19 protein-coding genes and 1 riboswitch are annotated in these 14,362 nt (G+C 70.6%); of the genes, 1 reads left to right on the top strand and 18 read right to left on the bottom strand.

Translation table 11 applies throughout. From position 1 onward, the window contains the following. From thiC to L3i22_RS03345, 9 genes are all read right to left on the bottom strand, one after another. Complete coding sequence (gene thiC / locus L3i22_RS03385) at positions 1-1,518, bottom strand: phosphomethylpyrimidine synthase ThiC (RefSeq protein ID WP_221325539.1); 1,518 nt, start codon at positions 1,516-1,518, stop codon at positions 1-3. Between the two features lie 71 nt (positions 1,519-1,589). Continuing rightward, positions 1,590-2,354, bottom strand: coding sequence for a bifunctional hydroxymethylpyrimidine kinase/phosphomethylpyrimidine kinase (gene thiD / locus L3i22_RS03380; protein WP_221325538.1), 765 nt, complete (start codon positions 2,352-2,354; stop codon positions 1,590-1,592). Continuing rightward, on the bottom strand, positions 2,351-2,929 hold the full coding sequence (locus tag L3i22_RS03375; RefSeq protein WP_221325537.1) for a thiamine phosphate synthase: 579 nt from the start codon (positions 2,927-2,929) through the stop codon (positions 2,351-2,353). The genes thiD and L3i22_RS03375 overlap by 4 nt, the downstream gene beginning before the upstream one ends. Next, positions 2,923-3,735: a thiazole synthase gene (locus tag L3i22_RS03370; RefSeq protein WP_255657916.1), complete on the bottom strand. Its 813-nt coding sequence runs from the start codon at positions 3,733-3,735 to the stop codon at positions 2,923-2,925. The genes L3i22_RS03375 and L3i22_RS03370 overlap by 7 nt, the downstream gene beginning before the upstream one ends. A gap of 2 nt (positions 3,736-3,737) precedes the next feature. After that, positions 3,738-3,938 (bottom strand): sulfur carrier protein ThiS, encoded by a 201-nt coding sequence (thiS, locus tag L3i22_RS03365; RefSeq protein WP_221325536.1) that lies wholly within the window; start codon positions 3,936-3,938, stop codon positions 3,738-3,740. Beyond that, positions 3,929-4,975 (bottom strand): glycine oxidase ThiO, encoded by a 1,047-nt coding sequence (gene thiO, locus L3i22_RS03360; protein WP_370644521.1) that lies wholly within the window; start codon positions 4,973-4,975, stop codon positions 3,929-3,931. Before thiO ends, thiS begins: the two co-directional genes overlap by 10 nt. Continuing rightward, positions 4,942-5,556 carry a thiamine phosphate synthase gene (locus L3i22_RS03355; protein ID WP_221325534.1) on the bottom strand — a complete coding sequence of 205 codons (615 nt, stop codon included), beginning with the start codon at positions 5,554-5,556 and terminating at the stop codon, positions 4,942-4,944. Before L3i22_RS03355 ends, thiO begins: the two co-directional genes overlap by 34 nt. Then, positions 5,550-5,660: riboswitch (TPP riboswitch) on the bottom strand. Its footprint overlaps the gene before it by 7 nt. 35 nt (positions 5,661-5,695) lie before the next feature. After that, a complete protein-coding gene (locus L3i22_RS03350) occupies positions 5,696-7,342 on the bottom strand; it encodes an ABC-F family ATP-binding cassette domain-containing protein (RefSeq protein WP_221325533.1) in 1,647 nt (548 codons plus the stop codon). 26 nt (positions 7,343-7,368) lie between these two features. Beyond that, positions 7,369-7,989: a class I SAM-dependent methyltransferase gene (locus tag L3i22_RS03345; protein WP_221325532.1), complete on the bottom strand. Its 621-nt coding sequence runs from the start codon at positions 7,987-7,989 to the stop codon at positions 7,369-7,371. A 94-nt stretch (positions 7,990-8,083) separates the two neighbouring features. Here L3i22_RS03345 and L3i22_RS03340 point away from each other — a divergent pair, with 94 nt between their 5' ends. Then, positions 8,084-8,839: a hypothetical protein gene (locus L3i22_RS03340; protein WP_221325531.1), complete on the top strand. Its 756-nt coding sequence runs from the start codon at positions 8,084-8,086 to the stop codon at positions 8,837-8,839. A gap of 8 nt (positions 8,840-8,847) precedes the next feature. Here L3i22_RS03340 and truA read toward each other — a convergent pair whose 3' ends face one another. From truA to L3i22_RS03295, 9 genes are all read right to left on the bottom strand, one after another. Continuing rightward, positions 8,848-9,672, bottom strand: coding sequence for a tRNA pseudouridine(38-40) synthase TruA (gene truA, locus L3i22_RS03335; protein WP_221325530.1), 825 nt, complete (start codon positions 9,670-9,672; stop codon positions 8,848-8,850). Between the two features lie 165 nt (positions 9,673-9,837). Beyond that, a complete protein-coding gene (gene rplQ / locus L3i22_RS03330; RefSeq protein WP_221325529.1) occupies positions 9,838-10,380 on the bottom strand; it encodes a 50S ribosomal protein L17 in 543 nt (180 codons plus the stop codon). Between the two features lie 35 nt (positions 10,381-10,415). Continuing rightward, on the bottom strand, positions 10,416-11,438 hold the full coding sequence (locus L3i22_RS03325) for a DNA-directed RNA polymerase subunit alpha (protein ID WP_203739500.1): 1,023 nt from the start codon (positions 11,436-11,438) through the stop codon (positions 10,416-10,418). Between the two features lie 93 nt (positions 11,439-11,531). After that, a complete protein-coding gene (gene rpsD / locus L3i22_RS03320; protein WP_221325528.1) occupies positions 11,532-12,158 on the bottom strand; it encodes a 30S ribosomal protein S4 in 627 nt (208 codons plus the stop codon). Positions 12,159-12,173: 15 nt separating this feature from the next. Then, positions 12,174-12,581 (bottom strand): 30S ribosomal protein S11, encoded by a 408-nt coding sequence (gene rpsK, locus L3i22_RS03315; RefSeq protein ID WP_014440747.1) that lies wholly within the window; start codon positions 12,579-12,581, stop codon positions 12,174-12,176. A gap of 17 nt (positions 12,582-12,598) precedes the next feature. Continuing rightward, on the bottom strand, positions 12,599-12,979 hold the full coding sequence (rpsM, locus tag L3i22_RS03310; RefSeq protein ID WP_221325527.1) for a 30S ribosomal protein S13: 381 nt from the start codon (positions 12,977-12,979) through the stop codon (positions 12,599-12,601). Between the two features lie 155 nt (positions 12,980-13,134). Continuing rightward, on the bottom strand, positions 13,135-13,251 hold the full coding sequence (gene rpmJ / locus L3i22_RS03305) for a 50S ribosomal protein L36 (RefSeq protein ID WP_014687778.1): 117 nt from the start codon (positions 13,249-13,251) through the stop codon (positions 13,135-13,137). A gap of 91 nt (positions 13,252-13,342) precedes the next feature. After that, positions 13,343-13,564, bottom strand: a complete 222-nt coding sequence (infA, locus tag L3i22_RS03300; protein WP_007073013.1) for a translation initiation factor IF-1 — start codon at positions 13,562-13,564, stop codon at positions 13,343-13,345. A 340-nt stretch (positions 13,565-13,904) separates the two neighbouring features. Beyond that, positions 13,905-14,330 (bottom strand): DUF1707 domain-containing protein, encoded by a 426-nt coding sequence (locus tag L3i22_RS03295; protein ID WP_221329762.1) that lies wholly within the window; start codon positions 14,328-14,330, stop codon positions 13,905-13,907. Between the last annotated feature and the right edge of the window lie 32 nt (positions 14,331-14,362).

Raw genomic sequence — 14,362 nt, 5'->3', positions numbered from 1 at the left:
CTAAGGCGTAACAGGCAGGTAGACCCGCCCACCCCCATCCACGAACTCCGAAGACTTGGCCTTCATCCCCGCCGCCCGCAACTCATGACTGATCTTCATCGAGCAGAACTTGGGCCCGCACATCGAGCAGAAATGCGCGGTCTTCGCCGGCGCCGCCGGCAGTGTCTCGTCGTGATAGGCCCGCGCCGTCCCCGGGTCCAGGGCCAGCTCGAACTGGTCCTCCCAGCGGAACTCGAACCGCGCGTGCGACAACGCGTCGTCCCAGTCCTGCGCCCCGGGATGCCCCTTGGCGAGATCCGCCGCGTGGGCCGCGATCTTGTAAGCGATCATCCCGGCCTTGACGTCCTCCTTGTTCGGCAACCCGAGATGTTCCTTGGGCGTCACGTAGCAGAGCATCGCGGTCCCGAACATCCCGATCATCGCGGCCCCGATCGCGGACGTGATGTGGTCGTAGGCGGGCGCGATGTCGGTGGTCAGCGGCCCGAGGGTGTAGAAGGGCGCCCCGCCGCACAGCTCCACCTGCAGGTCGACGTTCTCCTTGATCTTGTGCATCGGGACGTGGCCGGGCCCTTCGACCATCACCTGGACGTCGTACTCCCAGGCGATGTGGGTCAGCTCGCCGAGCGTGCGCAGTTCGGCGAACTGGGCCTCGTCGTTGGCGTCCGCGATCGAGCCGGGGCGCAGCCCGTCGCCGAGCGAGAACGTGATGTCGTACTCCCGGAAGATCTCGCACAGTTCGCGGAAGTGCGTGTAGAGGAAGTTCTGCCGGTGCCCGGCGAGACACCAGGCCGCCATGATCGACCCGCCGCGCGAGACGATGCCGGTGACCCGCTCGGCCGCCAGTGGGACGTACTCCAGGAGCACGCCCGCGTGGATCGTCATGTAGTCGACGCCCTGTTCGGCCTGCTCGATCACGGTCTCCCGGAACAGCTCCCAGGACAACTTGAGCGGATCCCCGCCGACCTTCTCGAGGGCCTGGTAGATCGGCACGGTCCCGATCGGCACCGGTGAGTTCCGGACGATCGACTCGCGGGTCTCGTGGATCCGCGGGCCGGTGGACAGGTCCATCACGGTGTCCGCACCCCACCGGGTGGCCCAGGTGAGCTTCTCCACCTCTTCGGCGACCGACGAGGTGACCGCCGAGGTGCCGATGTTCGCGTTGACCTTCACCAGGAACTTCGTCCCGATGATCATCGGCTCGGACTCCGGGTGCTTGCGGTTGACCGGCAGCACCGCGTGCCCGGCGGCGATCTCGTCGCGGACGAGCTCCGGCGTGCAGCCCTCGCGGACCGCGACGAACTCCATCTCCGGCGTGATGTCCCCGGCCCGCGCGGCGGCGAGCTGGGTTCGCCCGTCCCACCACGGCTTGCGCAGCTCGGGCAAGCCTTGTGACGGGTCGCTGCCCGGGCCGGCGGTGTCGTAGAGCCGGACCGGCGGGATGTCGCCGGTCAGCACCACCTCGGTGAACGGCACGCGGATCTCCGGACGGGAGCCCTCCACGTAGACCTTGCGCCTCATGCTTCCTCCTAAATAGGTATAAAACCGGCGGAAAATGGCAGCACGGATCCGCCGGACATCTCCGGGGGTTCTTAACGGACGAAGAAGTGGTCGAGCGGCCCGGGCCCGGCGCCCAGTTGCCACCCGGCGCCGCCGCGCAGCGCCCCGGTCACGTACTCCTTGGCCGCGGCGATCGCGTCCGGAACGGCATCACCCATGGCCAGCCGCACCGCGATCGCCGAGGAGAACGTGCACCCCGACCCGTGGTTGTTCGGTGTCGGCACGGATTCCCCGTGCAGTTCGGTGACGACGCCGCCGTGCCAGAGCACGTCGACCGCGAGCTCACTGCCGGTCACGACCACGGCGCGCGGCCCGGTCGCGGCCAATTCCGCCGCTGCCGCGGCCATCTCCGAGGTGGTCTCGACCCGGCGTCCGGCGAGGGCGCCGGCCTCCTGCCGGTTCGGCGTCACGACTTGGGCGTACGGCATGAGCACCGCCACCACCGACGCCGCCCCGAGCCGGCTGCCCGACGTGGCCACCAGCACCGGATCCACCACCAGATGCGGCAGGTCGGCGGCCCGATCCGCGATCACCTGGGCCACGGCCCGATCGGCGATCATCCCGACCTTGACCGCCGCCACCTCGAAGTCGTTGAGCACGGCGTCGAGCTGCGCGGCCACCACCTCCGCCGGCACCGGGTGGATCCCGGTCACCCCGAGCGTGTTCTGCGCCGTGATCGCGGTGAGCACCGAGGTCCCGTACGCCCCCAGCGCCGCGAACGTCTTGAGATCCGCCTGGATCCCGGCGCCCCCGCCGGAGTCCGACCCGGCGATCGTCAGCACCACCGGCGGCGTCACGCGCCCACCGCCACGGCGCCGAACGAGCCGGCCAGCGTGCGCGCCACCCGCTCCGGATTCGCCGCCCGCATGATCGCTCCGAGCACCGCGATCCCGGCCGCGCCCGCGCCCGCGCACTCGGCCGCCCGGGCCGCCGAGTCCACCCCGCCGAGCGCCAGCCACGGCAGGTCCCCGGCCAGCTCGGCGGCCCGGGCGGCACCGAGCGCGGGGCCGTACCCCGGCTTGGTCGAGGTCGGGTAGATCGGCGACAGCGTCACGTAGTCCACATCGGACCGGGGCTCGGTGCCGTGCCACGACCGCCCGACCAGCGGCACCCCGGCCGGCACCGGATCCGCCGCGGCCAGGTGCACCGCGGTCCCGCCGAGCGGGTCGGGTCCGGAAACGATCAGCCGGCCGGCGGGCACCACCGAGCGGAGCTGTTCGGCCAGCTGGAGGCGCTGGTCCCGGGGGAGGTCACGTTCGCGGAGCACGATCCAGGCGGCGCCACCGCGTACGGCGGCCGCGATCGTCTCCACCAGCGGCCCGGCAGCGGACCGCCGATCGGTGAGCACGACGAGCCCGCCGGGGGTCACCACACCGGGATCCCGTCGTCCGAAGTGGACGCGAGTGCGTGGAAGCGGCGCGGGATCCGTCCGGCCCGGCGGGCCAGGCGCCCGGCCTCGACCGCGTGCCGCATCGCCGCGGCCATCACCGCCGGCTCGTCGGCCCGGGTGATCGCGCTGGCCACCAGCACCGCGTCGCAGCCCAGCTCCATCGCGAGCGTGGCGTCCGAGGCGGTGCCGATGCCGGCGTCCAGGACCACCGGGACGTCGACGTTCTGCCGGATCAGCTCGATGTGGTGCGGGTTGGCGATGCCCAGGCCGGAGCCGATCGGCGAGCCGGCCGGCATCACCGCGGCGCAGCCCGCGTCGGCCAGCCGACGGGCCAGGATCGGGTCGTCGGTGGTGTACGGCAGCACCGTGAACCCGTCCGCGACCAGCACCTCCGCGGCCCGGAGCAGCTCGACGCCGTCGGGCAGCAGGGTCCGCTCGTCGCCGATCACCTCCAGCTTGATCAGGTCCGTCCCGAACGCCTCGCGGGCCATCCGGGCCGTCTTGACCGCGTCGCCGGCGGTGAAGCAGCCGGCCGTGTTCGGCAGGATCCGCACGCCGAGCCGGTCCAGCATCGGCAGCAGCCCGGGCCCGGCCGCCTCGACCCGGCGCAGCGCGACGGTGACCAGGTCGGTCCCGGAGGCGACGATCGCCTCCTCGAGCGCGGCCAGGCTGTTCGCCCCGCCGGTCCCGAGGATCAGCCCGTTCGCCGGCAGCAGCCCGCCCGATCCCGCGTCCGAAATGTCCGCGGCACCCCGCACGCCCGCGTCATCGACGATGATCCCGCTCATGATCAACCGCCCTGGGCCGCGGTGAGCACCTCGACCGCGTCGCCGTCGGTCAGGTCGACCTGCGCCCAGGTGGAGCGCGGCACGACCGAGCCGTTCACGGCGACCGCGACCCCGCGGTGCGCGTCGGTGATCTCGGCGACCAGCACGGCCACCGAGCAGGACTCCGGCCGCGTCTGGTGCCGGCCGTTGACGATCAGGCGCATCCGAACCTCCCGGGGGTGAAGTCGTCGATGATCGGGTCGGCCGTCCCGGTGAGCACCAGGTCGGCGATCAGCCGCGCGGTGATCGGGGCGAGCAGCACCCCGTTGCGGTAGTGCCCGGCGGCCACGAAGACGCCGTCCCGGAGCCGGCCGAGGATCGGCGCGTTGTCCGGGGTGCCGGGCCGGTGCCCGACGGTGACCTCGGTGAGCTCGTGCTCGGCGAGGCCCGGGACCAGGTCGAGGGCGGCGCGCAGCAGGTCGTGGACGGCGCCGGCGGTGGGCGTACGGTCGGTCCGCTCCTCCTGGGTGGCGCCGACGACCACCTCGCCGTCGGCGCGCGGGACCAGGTAGACGTGCCGGCCGTCGGCGGCCCCGTCGAGCACGTGGGTCAGCAGTCCGGGCTCCCCGCGGAGCCGCAGGACCTGGCCTTTGACCGGCCGGATCGGGAGCCCGGTGAGCGCCGCGGTGCCGCAGCCGGCCGCGACCACCACGGCGTCGGCGTCCAGTGCCGACACGTCGTCGACCAGCCGGGGCACCAACCGTCCATGCAGGACGTTCCGCAGCGCGGCGACCACCCGACGGGGGTCCACCTGGCGCTCGTCCGGCGCGTAGGCGCCGGCCCGGACCCGCGGCGACAACCCCGGCTCCCGCTCCCGCAGCTGCGAGCCGGTCAGCGGGGACAGCTTCTGATGCCGCCACTCGCGCGCCATCTCGGTGACGTCGTCCGCGGTCAGCGCCACCCCGAGGGTGCCGGCGTCGTCGTACCCGACGTCGCCGAGGCCGGCCGCGAACTCCGGCCACCGCGCGTTGGACGCGTCCAGCAGGTGTTCCAGCCGCGGAAACTCGAAGACCGACTCGCCGCCCGGCGCGAGCATCCCGGCGGCCACGTGCCAGGCGCCGTCGATCCCGTCCGGCGCCGGGTCGTAGACCGTGACGTCCGCCCCGCGGCGCAGCAGGTCGGCCCCGACGGCCAGCCCGATGATCCCGCCGCCGACGACCGCGACCCTCATGCCGCGACCGCCGGGGAGGCCGCTCCCCAGATCTTCAGAAACGCCGCGGCCGCGCCCGCCGGATCGGTCGCGAACGCGGAGACCGCCGCGATCCCGTGCACCCGGCCGGCGAACCGGGCCGCCCGCTCGACCGTGATCCCGCCGATGGCCAGCACCGGGGTCCCCGGGACGGCGGCCGCGACGACCCCGATCCGGTCGACCCCGAGTGGTGGTGGCAGGCCGTCCTTCGTGGACGTCTCGAAGGCCGGACCGACCCCGAGGTAGGTCGCGCCGTCGGCGACCGCGGCCCGGGCCTGCTCCGGAGTCCGGCAGGTCGCGCCGACCACCAGATCCGGCCCGGCCACCCGTCGCACGGCCGCGACCGGCAGGTCCTCGGCGCCGACGTGCACGCCGTCCGCACCGGCCGCGAGCGCGACCCCGAGACGGTCGTTGACCAGGCACATCGCTCCGGCTGCCCGGCAGATCGCCACGGCCGCGACGGTCAACGCGTACGCCGAATTGTCGTTGGTCTTGACCCTGATCTGAATCGCCACGCCCGGTCGCGCGACGCCGCGGACGACGTCGAGGTCATCGGTGATGACGTGCAACCTGGGAAACGAAACAGCGTCCATGACGCACTCCTCCCTGCGCCGGCATTACCCGGATCAGGTTCTACGGTCGGGGGCAGCGTCAGCCCCCCTCTCAGCCCGATGCTCGGACTCCCGTGGGGTTTCTTGTAACCGGACTCTAACCAGTCCGTGACGATAAAAGCTAGCGGACGTCCCAGACCGGTTCGGGGACCTCGACAACTTCGTTGTCGCTGCGGAACAGGACGAAACGGTCGAAGGAACGGGTGAACCAGCGGTCGTGGGTGACCGCGATCACGGTGCCGTCGAACGCCTTCAGCCCCTCCTCCAACGCCTCCGCCGAGGCCAGGTCCAGGTTGTCGGTCGGCTCGTCGAGCAGCAGCAACGTCGCCCCGGAGAGCTCCAGCAACAGCACCAGGAACCGCGCCTGCTGCCCACCGGAGAGCGTCCCGAAACGCTGATCGCCCTGGGTGGACAGCTCGTAGCGGCTCAGGTGCTTCATCGAGCCGGCCCGGTCCATCCCGGAGCGATGTTCGTCACCCCGCCAGAGGATCTCGACCAGGGTCTTCTCCACCAGCTCGGGCCGGTCGTGGGTCTGCGAGAAGTGGCCGGGCCGGACCCGGGCACCGAGCCGGGCGACCCCGTTGTGCTTCACGTGCGCGAGCGGCGCCCCGTCGACCGGCTGGTGCTCCAGGTCGGGTTCGCTGCCGCCGGCCGCGAGCAGGCGCAGGAAGTGCGACTTGCCGGTGCCGTTCGCGCCCAGCACGGCGACCCGGTCGCCGTACCAGATCTCCAGGTCGAACGGGAACGTCAGGTTCTCCAGCTCGAGCTGCTCGCAGATCACCGAACGCTTGCCGGTGCGGCCGCCGCGCAGATTCATCCGGACCGACTGCTCCTTGGGCGGCAGCGGCGGCTTGCCGGCCTCCTCGAACTTGCGCAGCCGGGTCTGCGCGGCCTGGTAACGCGAGGCCAGGCCGTCGTTGAACATCGCCTTATTCTTCAGCGTGAAGACCAGCTCGCGAAGCTTCTCGTGCTCCTCGTCCCAGCGCCGGCGCAGCTCCTCCATCCGCTCGTGCCGGTTGGAGCGGGCCTCGTGCCAGGAGGCGAACCCGCCGGGATGGGTCCACGCGCCGCCGCCCTCGACCGCGACCACCCGGTCGGCGGTCTGGGCCAGCAGCTCCCGGTCGTGCGAGATGTAGAGGATCGCCTTGTTCGACTCGCGGATCCGCTGCTCCAGCCAGCGTTTGGCGGGCACGTCGAGGAAGTTGTCCGGCTCGTCGAGCAGCAGCACCTCGTCACCGCCACGGAGCAGCAGGTCGAGGGCGAACCGCTTCTGCTCGCCGCCGGAGAGGGTCCGCACGATCCGGCTGCGCGCCTCGTCCCACGGCTTGCCCAGGATGGAGACGGCGACGGTGTCGAAGAGCACCTCGGCGTCGTACCCGCCGACCTCACCCCAGTGGGCGAGGGCGTTCGCGTACGCGATCTGACTCTTCTCGGTCTCGTCCAGCCCCTCGGTGGCCTTGGCAAGTCGAGCACCGGCCTCCCGCAGCGGCGGCGCGACCAGGGACAACGCCATGTCCTCCAGCGTCCGGTCGTCGCCGATCATGCCGATGAACTGGCGCATCACGCCGAGCCCGCCGGACCGCGCGACTGTCCCGCTCTGGGTCGGGAGGTCACCGGCCACGGTCCGCAGCAGCGTGGTCTTGCCCGCCCCGTTCGGACCGACCAGCGCGACCTTGGCCCCCTCGCCGACCCGGAACGACACGTCGGTGAACAGCTCACGACCGTCCGGCAGCACGAAACCGACGCCGGAGACATCCACATAACCCATGCCCGGCATCCTGCCCGGTTTCGAGGTCAGATGGCAGCCGGTTTTGCCGTCACCCGCAACACCCGGAAGCCCTTCTGGCTGGCGATTCGCTCCACCCGCCAGCCCTTCTCGACCAGCCAGGTGTGCAGCGAGTCACCCCCGAGGTTCCGGTTGATCACCAGCCAGGCGACCCCGTCCGGGGCGAGCCGGGGCAGCCAGCGCGCCATCAGCGCGCGCAGCTCGGCCTTGCCGACGTGGGTGGGCGGGTTGCTCCAGATCTGCGCGAACTCCACCCCGGTGGGGACGTCGTCCGGCGCGCTCACCCGGACCCGCCCGGCGAGCTTCAGTGTGGCGGCGTTCTCGCTGGTCAGGTCGCGGGCGCGGGAGTTCACGTCGATCGCGTAGACGGTCGTCGCGGGCGCCTCGGTGGCCAGCACGCAGGTGATCGGCCCGTACCCGCAGCCGATGTCGAGCAGCGCGCCGGTGGTGGCCGGGCCGGGCAGCGCCGCTTTGCGCAGCAGCACCGCGGTCCCGGGGTCCAGCCGCCCGGCGGAGAACACCCCGGCGGCGACGGCGAGCCGGTAGTCCCGGCCGGCCACGCTGAACTCGATCTCGTTGCGGCGCATCGGGGCGTCCGGGTCGGTGCTGAAGTAATGCTCGGCGGTCACCCTGTCAGTTTCCCGCGTCACAACGCGGCGGGAACCTCGGGGTGCCGGACAGGCTGTGCGTTCATTGACCGACGTGCGCTCCTAACTTGTGCCCATGCGGTTCGCCCTCCCGACGCGCTCCGCGCACCGCGCCGCCCCGGCATTCCTGGTCCGGCAGCTTCCGCGATCCTCCGGCCAGCATCGGCACCCGGTCCGGGTTCGTCCACAGCGGCACGTGCGGCGTGATCCGTACCCGATCATGACCCTTCTCACCCGCGGCCTGGCCGCACTGATCGTCCTCGGCATCTTCCTGGTGTCCGGGTTCCTGGTGGTCAGCGACGAGCCGAGCGACCCGGCCGCCGAGGCCGAGCAGGCGATCAGTTCGCGCGCGGCCGATCCGCGGCCGCTCACGGTCGCCGAGGTCTTCCCGGCCGGCGCCGCCGGCTTCCGGATCACCACCACGTCCGACCAGGCCGATTGCACGCTTGCGGTGACCGGCGCCTTGCGCTCGGCGATTTCCGGGTACGGATGTTCGCAGGCCGTCCGGGCCGCGATGACCACCCCGGAGAGCGGCTACGAGCTGACCGCCGGCGTCCTCAACCTGGCCGACTCGCAGAGCGCCGCGGCGGTCGGCGAGCAGGTCGGCCGGCTGGTCGAGGCGGACGACGGCAGCTTCACCGGGATCACCGGCGAGCCGACCGCGCCGGGCACCCCGATCGGCTGGCGCGCGCACGGCCACTACCTGGTCTACTGCCTGATCACCGGCCCGGGCGGGGAGCCGGTCGCGAGCGGCGATCCCGGGTTGCCGGCGCTGACCGAGCGGCTGCTCGACACGTACCTGACCGAGCAGGTCCTGGACCGGCGTTCCTAGGGCCGGTCCTAGGCGCGCAGGCGGCGGGTGGCGTCCGCGCGGGCGGCGTACTCGGCCTGGTCCGGGTAGCCGACCTCGACCAGGGTCAGCCCGTTCGCCGCGGCCACGGTCACCTCGCTGGACCGTTCCCGCAGGGTGAGCAGCTTCGCCGGCCAGTCCGGCTCCCGGCGGCCCTCGCCGACCGCGAGCATCGCGCCGACCAGGCTGCGGACCATCGCCTGGCAGAACGCGTCGGCCTGCACGGTCGCCACCAGCGTCCGGTCCGCCTCGCGGCGCCAGTCCAGCCGGTTGATCGCGCGGATCGTGGTGGCGTGCTCCTTGCGCTTGCAGAACGCGGCGAAGTCGTGCTCGCCGAGCAGCCCGGCGGCGGCCGCGTTCAGCCGGTCCAGGTCGAGCGGGCGCGGCCAGCCCAGGGTGTCGTAACGCCGCAGCGGCTCCGGCCCCCAGCCGTCGTCACAGACCCGGTACTCGTAGCGGCGGAACGTCGCCGAGAACCGCGCGTCGAACGTGTCCGGCACCGGCACCACGCCCTTGACCCGCGCGTCCGGCGGCATCAGCCCGCCCAGCCGGCGCACCAGCGACCCGGCCAGCTCCGCGTAGCGCTCGGCCGGCAGCTCGATGTGACACACCTGACCCGAGGCGTGCACCCCGGCGTCGGTCCGCCCGGCCACGGTCAGTCCGAGCGGCCACTGCTCGCCGCCGGCGCCCAAAAGACGATGAAGGGCTTCGGTCAAAACCCCCGCGACGGTACGACGTCCCGGCTGGGCCGCCCAGCCGGAGAAGTCGGCGCCGTCGTAGGAGACGTCGAGTCGTAGCCGGATGGTCTCGGTCATGCCGCAGCGCGCTCCTCGGCCTCGGCCACCGCCCGCCTCGCGGGCCCGTTGCCACGGGACCGGTGCACAGGCCGTACCGAATAGTCGTTTTTTATGGTTTCGTCCCGGGAAAGCGAAAGGCCCGGCACCCTGAAGCGGATGCCGGGCCTTTCGATAAGGCGAAGATCAGGCCTTGGTGTCGTCGCCCTCGGCGCCCTTGTCACCGGAAGCGCTGACCGGAGCCTCGGCGTCCTGGTCGGCGGCGGCGGCCGGAACCGTCTCCTCCGGGGCCAGCGCCTCGAGCTTGTCCTGCTGCGCGGCGGCCTTGCGAGCGGCAGCCTTGGCGGCGGGCGCGGTGGTGGCCACGACCGGAGCCTCCTCGACCAGCTCGATGATCGCCATCGGAGCGGCGTCGCCCTTGCGGGGACCGGTCTTGGTGATCCGGGTGTAGCCACCGGGACGACCGGTGTACCGCGGAGCGATCTGCTCGAACAGGGCGTACACGACGTCCTTGTCCTTCACGGTGCCCAGCACCCGGCGACGGGCGTGCAGGTCGCCACGCTTGGCCTTCGTGATGAGCTGCTCGGCCAGCGGACGGAGCCGCTTGGCCTTCGTCTCGGTGGTCTTGATCTTCCCGTGCCGGAAGAGCTCGGTGGCCAGGTTGGCCAGGATGAGCTTCTCGTGGGCCGGGCTGCCGCCGAGGCGGGCACCCTTCGTGGGCGTGGGCATTTCAGATGCTCCTTGAAGAAGTGGCGCTACCGAGCCTAGAGCTGCTCGGTCTCGCGGTAGTCGTCGGTGTCGTAGTCCACGTCGCCGAACGAGTCGACCACGTGCGCGGGGTCGAAGGACGGCGCGCTGTCCTTCAGGCCCAGGCCCATACCGGCGAGCTTCATCTTGACCTCGTCGATGGACTTCTGGCCGAAGTTCCGGATGTCCAGAAGGTCGGCCTCCGTACGCCCTATCAATTCGCCCACCGAGTTGATGCCCTCACGCTTGAGGCAGTTGTACGACCGGACCGTGAGGTCCAGCTCCTCAATCGGGAGTGCCAGATCGGCGGCGAGCTGAGCGTCCTGCGGCGACGGGCCGATGTCGATGCCCTCGGCGGTCTCGTCCAGCTCCCGGCACAGGCCGAAGAGCTCGACCAGCGTCGAGCCGGCCGAGGCCAGCGCGGTCCGCGGCGAGATGGACGCCTTCGACTCGACGTCGATGATCAGACGGTCGAAGTCGGTGCGCTGCTCGACACGGGTCGCCTCGACGCGGTACGTGACCTTGAGCACCGGCGAGTAGATCGAGTCGACCGGGATCCGGCCGATCTCCGCGCCCGCGCTCTTGTTCTGCGCCGCGGTGACGTAGCCACGGCCACGCTCCACGGTCAGCTCCATGTCGAGCCGGCCCTTGCTGTTCAGCGTCGCCAGCTTGAGGTCGGGGTTGTGCACCGAGACACCGGCCGGCGGCTGGATGTCGCCGGCGGTCACGTCGCCCGGGCCCTGCTTGCGCAGGTACATGCTGACCGGCTCGTCGTGCTCGGAGCTGACGGTCAGTTCCTTGACGTTCATGACCAGCTCGACCACGTCCTCCTTGACACCGGGGATCGTGGTGAACTCGTGCAGCACGCCGTCGACCTTGATGCTGGTGACCGCCGCGCCCGGGATCGACGAGAGCAGGGTGCGCCGGAGCGAGTTACCGAGGGTGTAGCCGAAACCCGGCTCCAGCGGTTCGATGGTGAACCGGGAACGGGTCTCGCTGATCGACTCCTCCGACAGGGAGGGCCGCTGGCTGATGAGCACGCTGTTCTTCTTTCTGTCAGGCCAACCGCTATTTGATGGCCGTCTTTCACTTTTAAAAGTGCCGGCCTCGCGGCCGGCACTTTCAAAGAGCTGCTACTTGGAGTAGAGCTCGACGATCAGCTGCTCCTGGACCTGCGTGTCGATGACAGCGCGGACCGGGAGCGTGTGCACGAGGATCTTCATCTCGCTGGGGATCGGCTCGAGCCAGGCCGGCACCGGCCGGGATCCGGCCTGGGCCTGCGCGACGACGAAGGGGGTCATTTCCTTCGACTTCTCGCGGAGCGTGACGATGTCGTGCTCCTTCACCCGGTACGACGGGATGTCGACCTTGACGCCGTTCACCAGGAAGTGGCCGTGCTTGACCACCTGGCGGGCGGCGTCGCGGGACGCGGCGTAACCGGCCCGGTAGACGACGTTGTCCAGACGCGACTCGAGGATCTGCAGCAGCACCTCACCGGTCTTGCCGGGCTTGGTGACGGCCTCCTCGTAGTACCCGCGGAACTGCTTCTCCAGCACGCCGTAAACGCGGCGGGCCTTCTGCTTCTCGCGGTGCTGGAGCAGGTACTCGGTCTCCTTGGTCCGGCCACGGCCGTGCTGGCCGGGCGGGAAGGGACGCGACTCGAACGGGCACTTCGGCCCGTCACACTTGCTGCCCTTGAGGAACAGCTTCATCTTCTCGCGGCGGCAGCGCTTGCAGTCCGCACCTACGTAACGAGCCATGCTTCTAGATCTCCCTTAGACCCGACGACGCTTCGGCGGACGGCATCCGTTGTGCGGCTGCGGGGTCACGTCGGAGATCTGACCGACCTCGAGACCAGCGGCCTGCAGCGAACGGATAGCGGTCTCCCGGCCGGAGCCGGGGCCCTTGACGAACACGTCGACCTTGCGCATGCCGTGCTCCATGGCCCGGCGAGCAGCGGCCTCGGCGGCCAGCTGCGCGGCGAACGGAGTCGACTTGCGGGAGCCCTTGAAGCCCACCTGGCCGGACGAGGCCCAGGAGATGACCGCACCGGTCGGGTCGGTGATCGACACGATGGTGTTGTTGAAGGTGCTCTTGATGTGCGCCTGCCCGTGGGCGACGTTCTTGCGTTCCTTGCGCCGGACCTTTTTGACTGCGGCCCCTGCGCGTGCCTTCGGTGGCATAAGTCAGTGCGCTCCTATTACTTCCGACCGGGCTTCTTCTTACCGGCGACCGTGCGCTTCGGACCCTTGCGGGTACGGGCGTTGGTCCGGGTCCGCTGTCCTCGCACGGGCAGGCCCTTGCGGTGGCGGATGCCGGCGTAGCAGCCGATCTCAACCTTGCGGCGGATGTCCGCGGCGACCTCGCGGCGCAGGTCGCCCTCAACCTTGAAGTTGGCCTCAATGTATTCGCGGAGCTGCAGCAGCTCCTCTTCCGTGAGGTCCTTGGCGCGCTTGTTCAGGTCGATCGCCGTAGCGGTCAATGCTTCGACGGACCGGGTACGTCCGATCCCGAAGATGTAGGTGAGCGCGATCTCCATCCGCTTCTCGCGGGGAAGATCGACGCCGACGAGACGTGCCATAAGTGGGCGTGCTCCTCGTTGGTAATCGCGGAGGTCTGTGCCCCTCCCATCCCGCCTGCCCTGGCGGGCCCCGGCCTCCGACCGGGGGTGTGGCCGCTCTTCAAGGAGCGGCCGGGACGAGCTTGTTCAGTGGTGCGGATCTTGCGCGGGTCTACTCAGCCCTGGCGCTGCTTGTGACGCGGGTCGGTGGAGCAGATGACCATGACCCGGCCGTGCCGCCGGATGATCCGGCAGTTGTTGCAGATCCGCTTGACGCTCGGCTTGACCTTCACGGTTTGCCTTAACTCTCAGTCAGACGGGATGTGGAAAACCCCGACCCGAATGAATCATCTCCGGCAGAGCTGCGACCCTCGCCGGAAAAGTTCACTTGTAGCGGTAGACGATGCGCCCACGGGTCAGGTCGTACGGCGAGAGTTCGACGACGACCCTGTCCTCGGGAAGGATGCGGATGTAGTGCTGGCGCATCTTCCCGGAGATGTGTGCCAGGACCTTGTGACCATTAGCGAGCTCCACGCGGAACATTGCGTTCGGCAGGGGCTCGATCACTCGGCCTTCGATCTCGATGGCTCCGTCTTTCTTTGGCATGTCCTCCGCTACCTGACATCGGGTTCTGGGGCAGGCTGTGCAGCGTCGTTCCCGAGCCTCTTGGGGGGCTCGGACCAGCCGCGGCTCCCTCGGTCCTCGAAGCGCTGAGGACATGAAAGAGTGAACGCTGCGCGCCAGCAAGCCAGTCTACGCGCACGTTTCGAAGGACGCCAAACCGAGGTCGCCGTTACCCGGGGTCGGGCGTGTCATGCCCTTGTGAAGACCGCTCTCGGGACCGCTCAGCGGTCCCGGCGGTGGCGCTGCGGTCGCGCTCGGCGAGCGGGTCGCCGGCGGCTCAGCGGTCGCGGCGGTGGCGCTCGGTGAACGTGTCGGCGGCCGCTCAGCGGTCGCGGCGGTTGCGCTCGGTGAGCGCGCCGACGGCCGTGATGATCACCGGGATGAGCACCCAGGCGGGCCAGAAGTAATACGCCTGCCCCGCGCTGAACGACGAAATCGCCCAGATCACCGTGCACACCAGGAACGCCGTCAGCGCCGAGCCGAAGGTGTGCCAGCCGGTGTGCTGGTCCTTCTTCACCGGGGACGCCAGCGGCGTCACGGGCGGCGTGTGCGCCTGCTGAACCTGCGCGTGCTGCACCGGAACCGTGCCGGGCAGGTCGTCGAGCAGACCGTCCAGATCGCCGTACGTCCGGGCGTTGTACGCCCGCTGGACCCGCTCGTCGTATTCGTTCAGATCCAGCCGGCCCTCGTCGAGCGCGGACTTCAGCTGATCCGCGACGCGCTGACGATCACTGTCGCCGGCCCGCATCCCCTCGCGTCCCATGGGTCACAGCATGCCAG

The sequence above is a fragment of the Actinoplanes sp. L3-i22 genome (assembly GCF_019704555.1).
Classification (GTDB): domain Bacteria; phylum Actinomycetota; class Actinomycetes; order Mycobacteriales; family Micromonosporaceae; genus Actinoplanes.
The sequence above is the reverse complement of the archived record's forward strand: the minus strand, read 5'-3'. Positions and strand labels throughout refer to the sequence as shown.

What these genes read in the sequence shown, in the direction of transcription:
- L3i22_RS03295 (WP_221329762.1), bottom strand. Translation starts at nt 14,330, where the DNA reads ATGCGGGCCGGCGACAGTGATCGTCAGCGCGTCGCGGATCAGCTGAAG.
- thiS (WP_221325536.1), bottom strand. Translation starts at nt 3,938, where the DNA reads ATGCGCCTGATCGTCAACGGCCGGCACCAGACGCGGCCGGAGTCCTGC.
- L3i22_RS03370 (WP_255657916.1), bottom strand. Translation starts at nt 3,735, where the DNA reads ATGAGCGGGATCATCGTCGATGACGCGGGCGTGCGGGGTGCCGCGGAC.
- rpsK (WP_014440747.1), bottom strand. Translation starts at nt 12,581, where the DNA reads ATGCCACCGAAGGCACGCGCAGGGGCCGCAGTCAAAAAGGTCCGGCGC.
- rpsM (WP_221325527.1), bottom strand. Translation starts at nt 12,979, where the DNA reads ATGGCACGTCTCGTCGGCGTCGATCTTCCCCGCGAGAAGCGGATGGAG.
- rplQ (WP_221325529.1), bottom strand. Translation starts at nt 10,380, where the DNA reads ATGCCCACGCCCACGAAGGGTGCCCGCCTCGGCGGCAGCCCGGCCCAC.
- rpsD (WP_221325528.1), bottom strand. Translation starts at nt 12,158, where the DNA reads ATGGCTCGTTACGTAGGTGCGGACTGCAAGCGCTGCCGCCGCGAGAAG.
- L3i22_RS03355 (WP_221325534.1), bottom strand. Translation starts at nt 5,556, where the DNA reads ATGGACGCTGTTTCGTTTCCCAGGTTGCACGTCATCACCGATGACCTC.
- truA (WP_221325530.1), bottom strand. Translation starts at nt 9,672, where the DNA reads ATGACCGAGACCATCCGGCTACGACTCGACGTCTCCTACGACGGCGCC.
- thiC (WP_221325539.1), bottom strand. Translation starts at nt 1,518, where the DNA reads ATGAGGCGCAAGGTCTACGTGGAGGGCTCCCGTCCGGAGATCCGCGTG.
- L3i22_RS03350 (WP_221325533.1), bottom strand. Translation starts at nt 7,342, where the DNA reads ATGGGTTATGTGGATGTCTCCGGCGTCGGTTTCGTGCTGCCGGACGGT.
- infA (WP_007073013.1), bottom strand. Translation starts at nt 13,564, where the DNA reads ATGCCAAAGAAAGACGGAGCCATCGAGATCGAAGGCCGAGTGATCGAG.
- L3i22_RS03340 (WP_221325531.1), top strand. Translation starts at nt 8,084, where the DNA reads ATGCGGTTCGCCCTCCCGACGCGCTCCGCGCACCGCGCCGCCCCGGCA.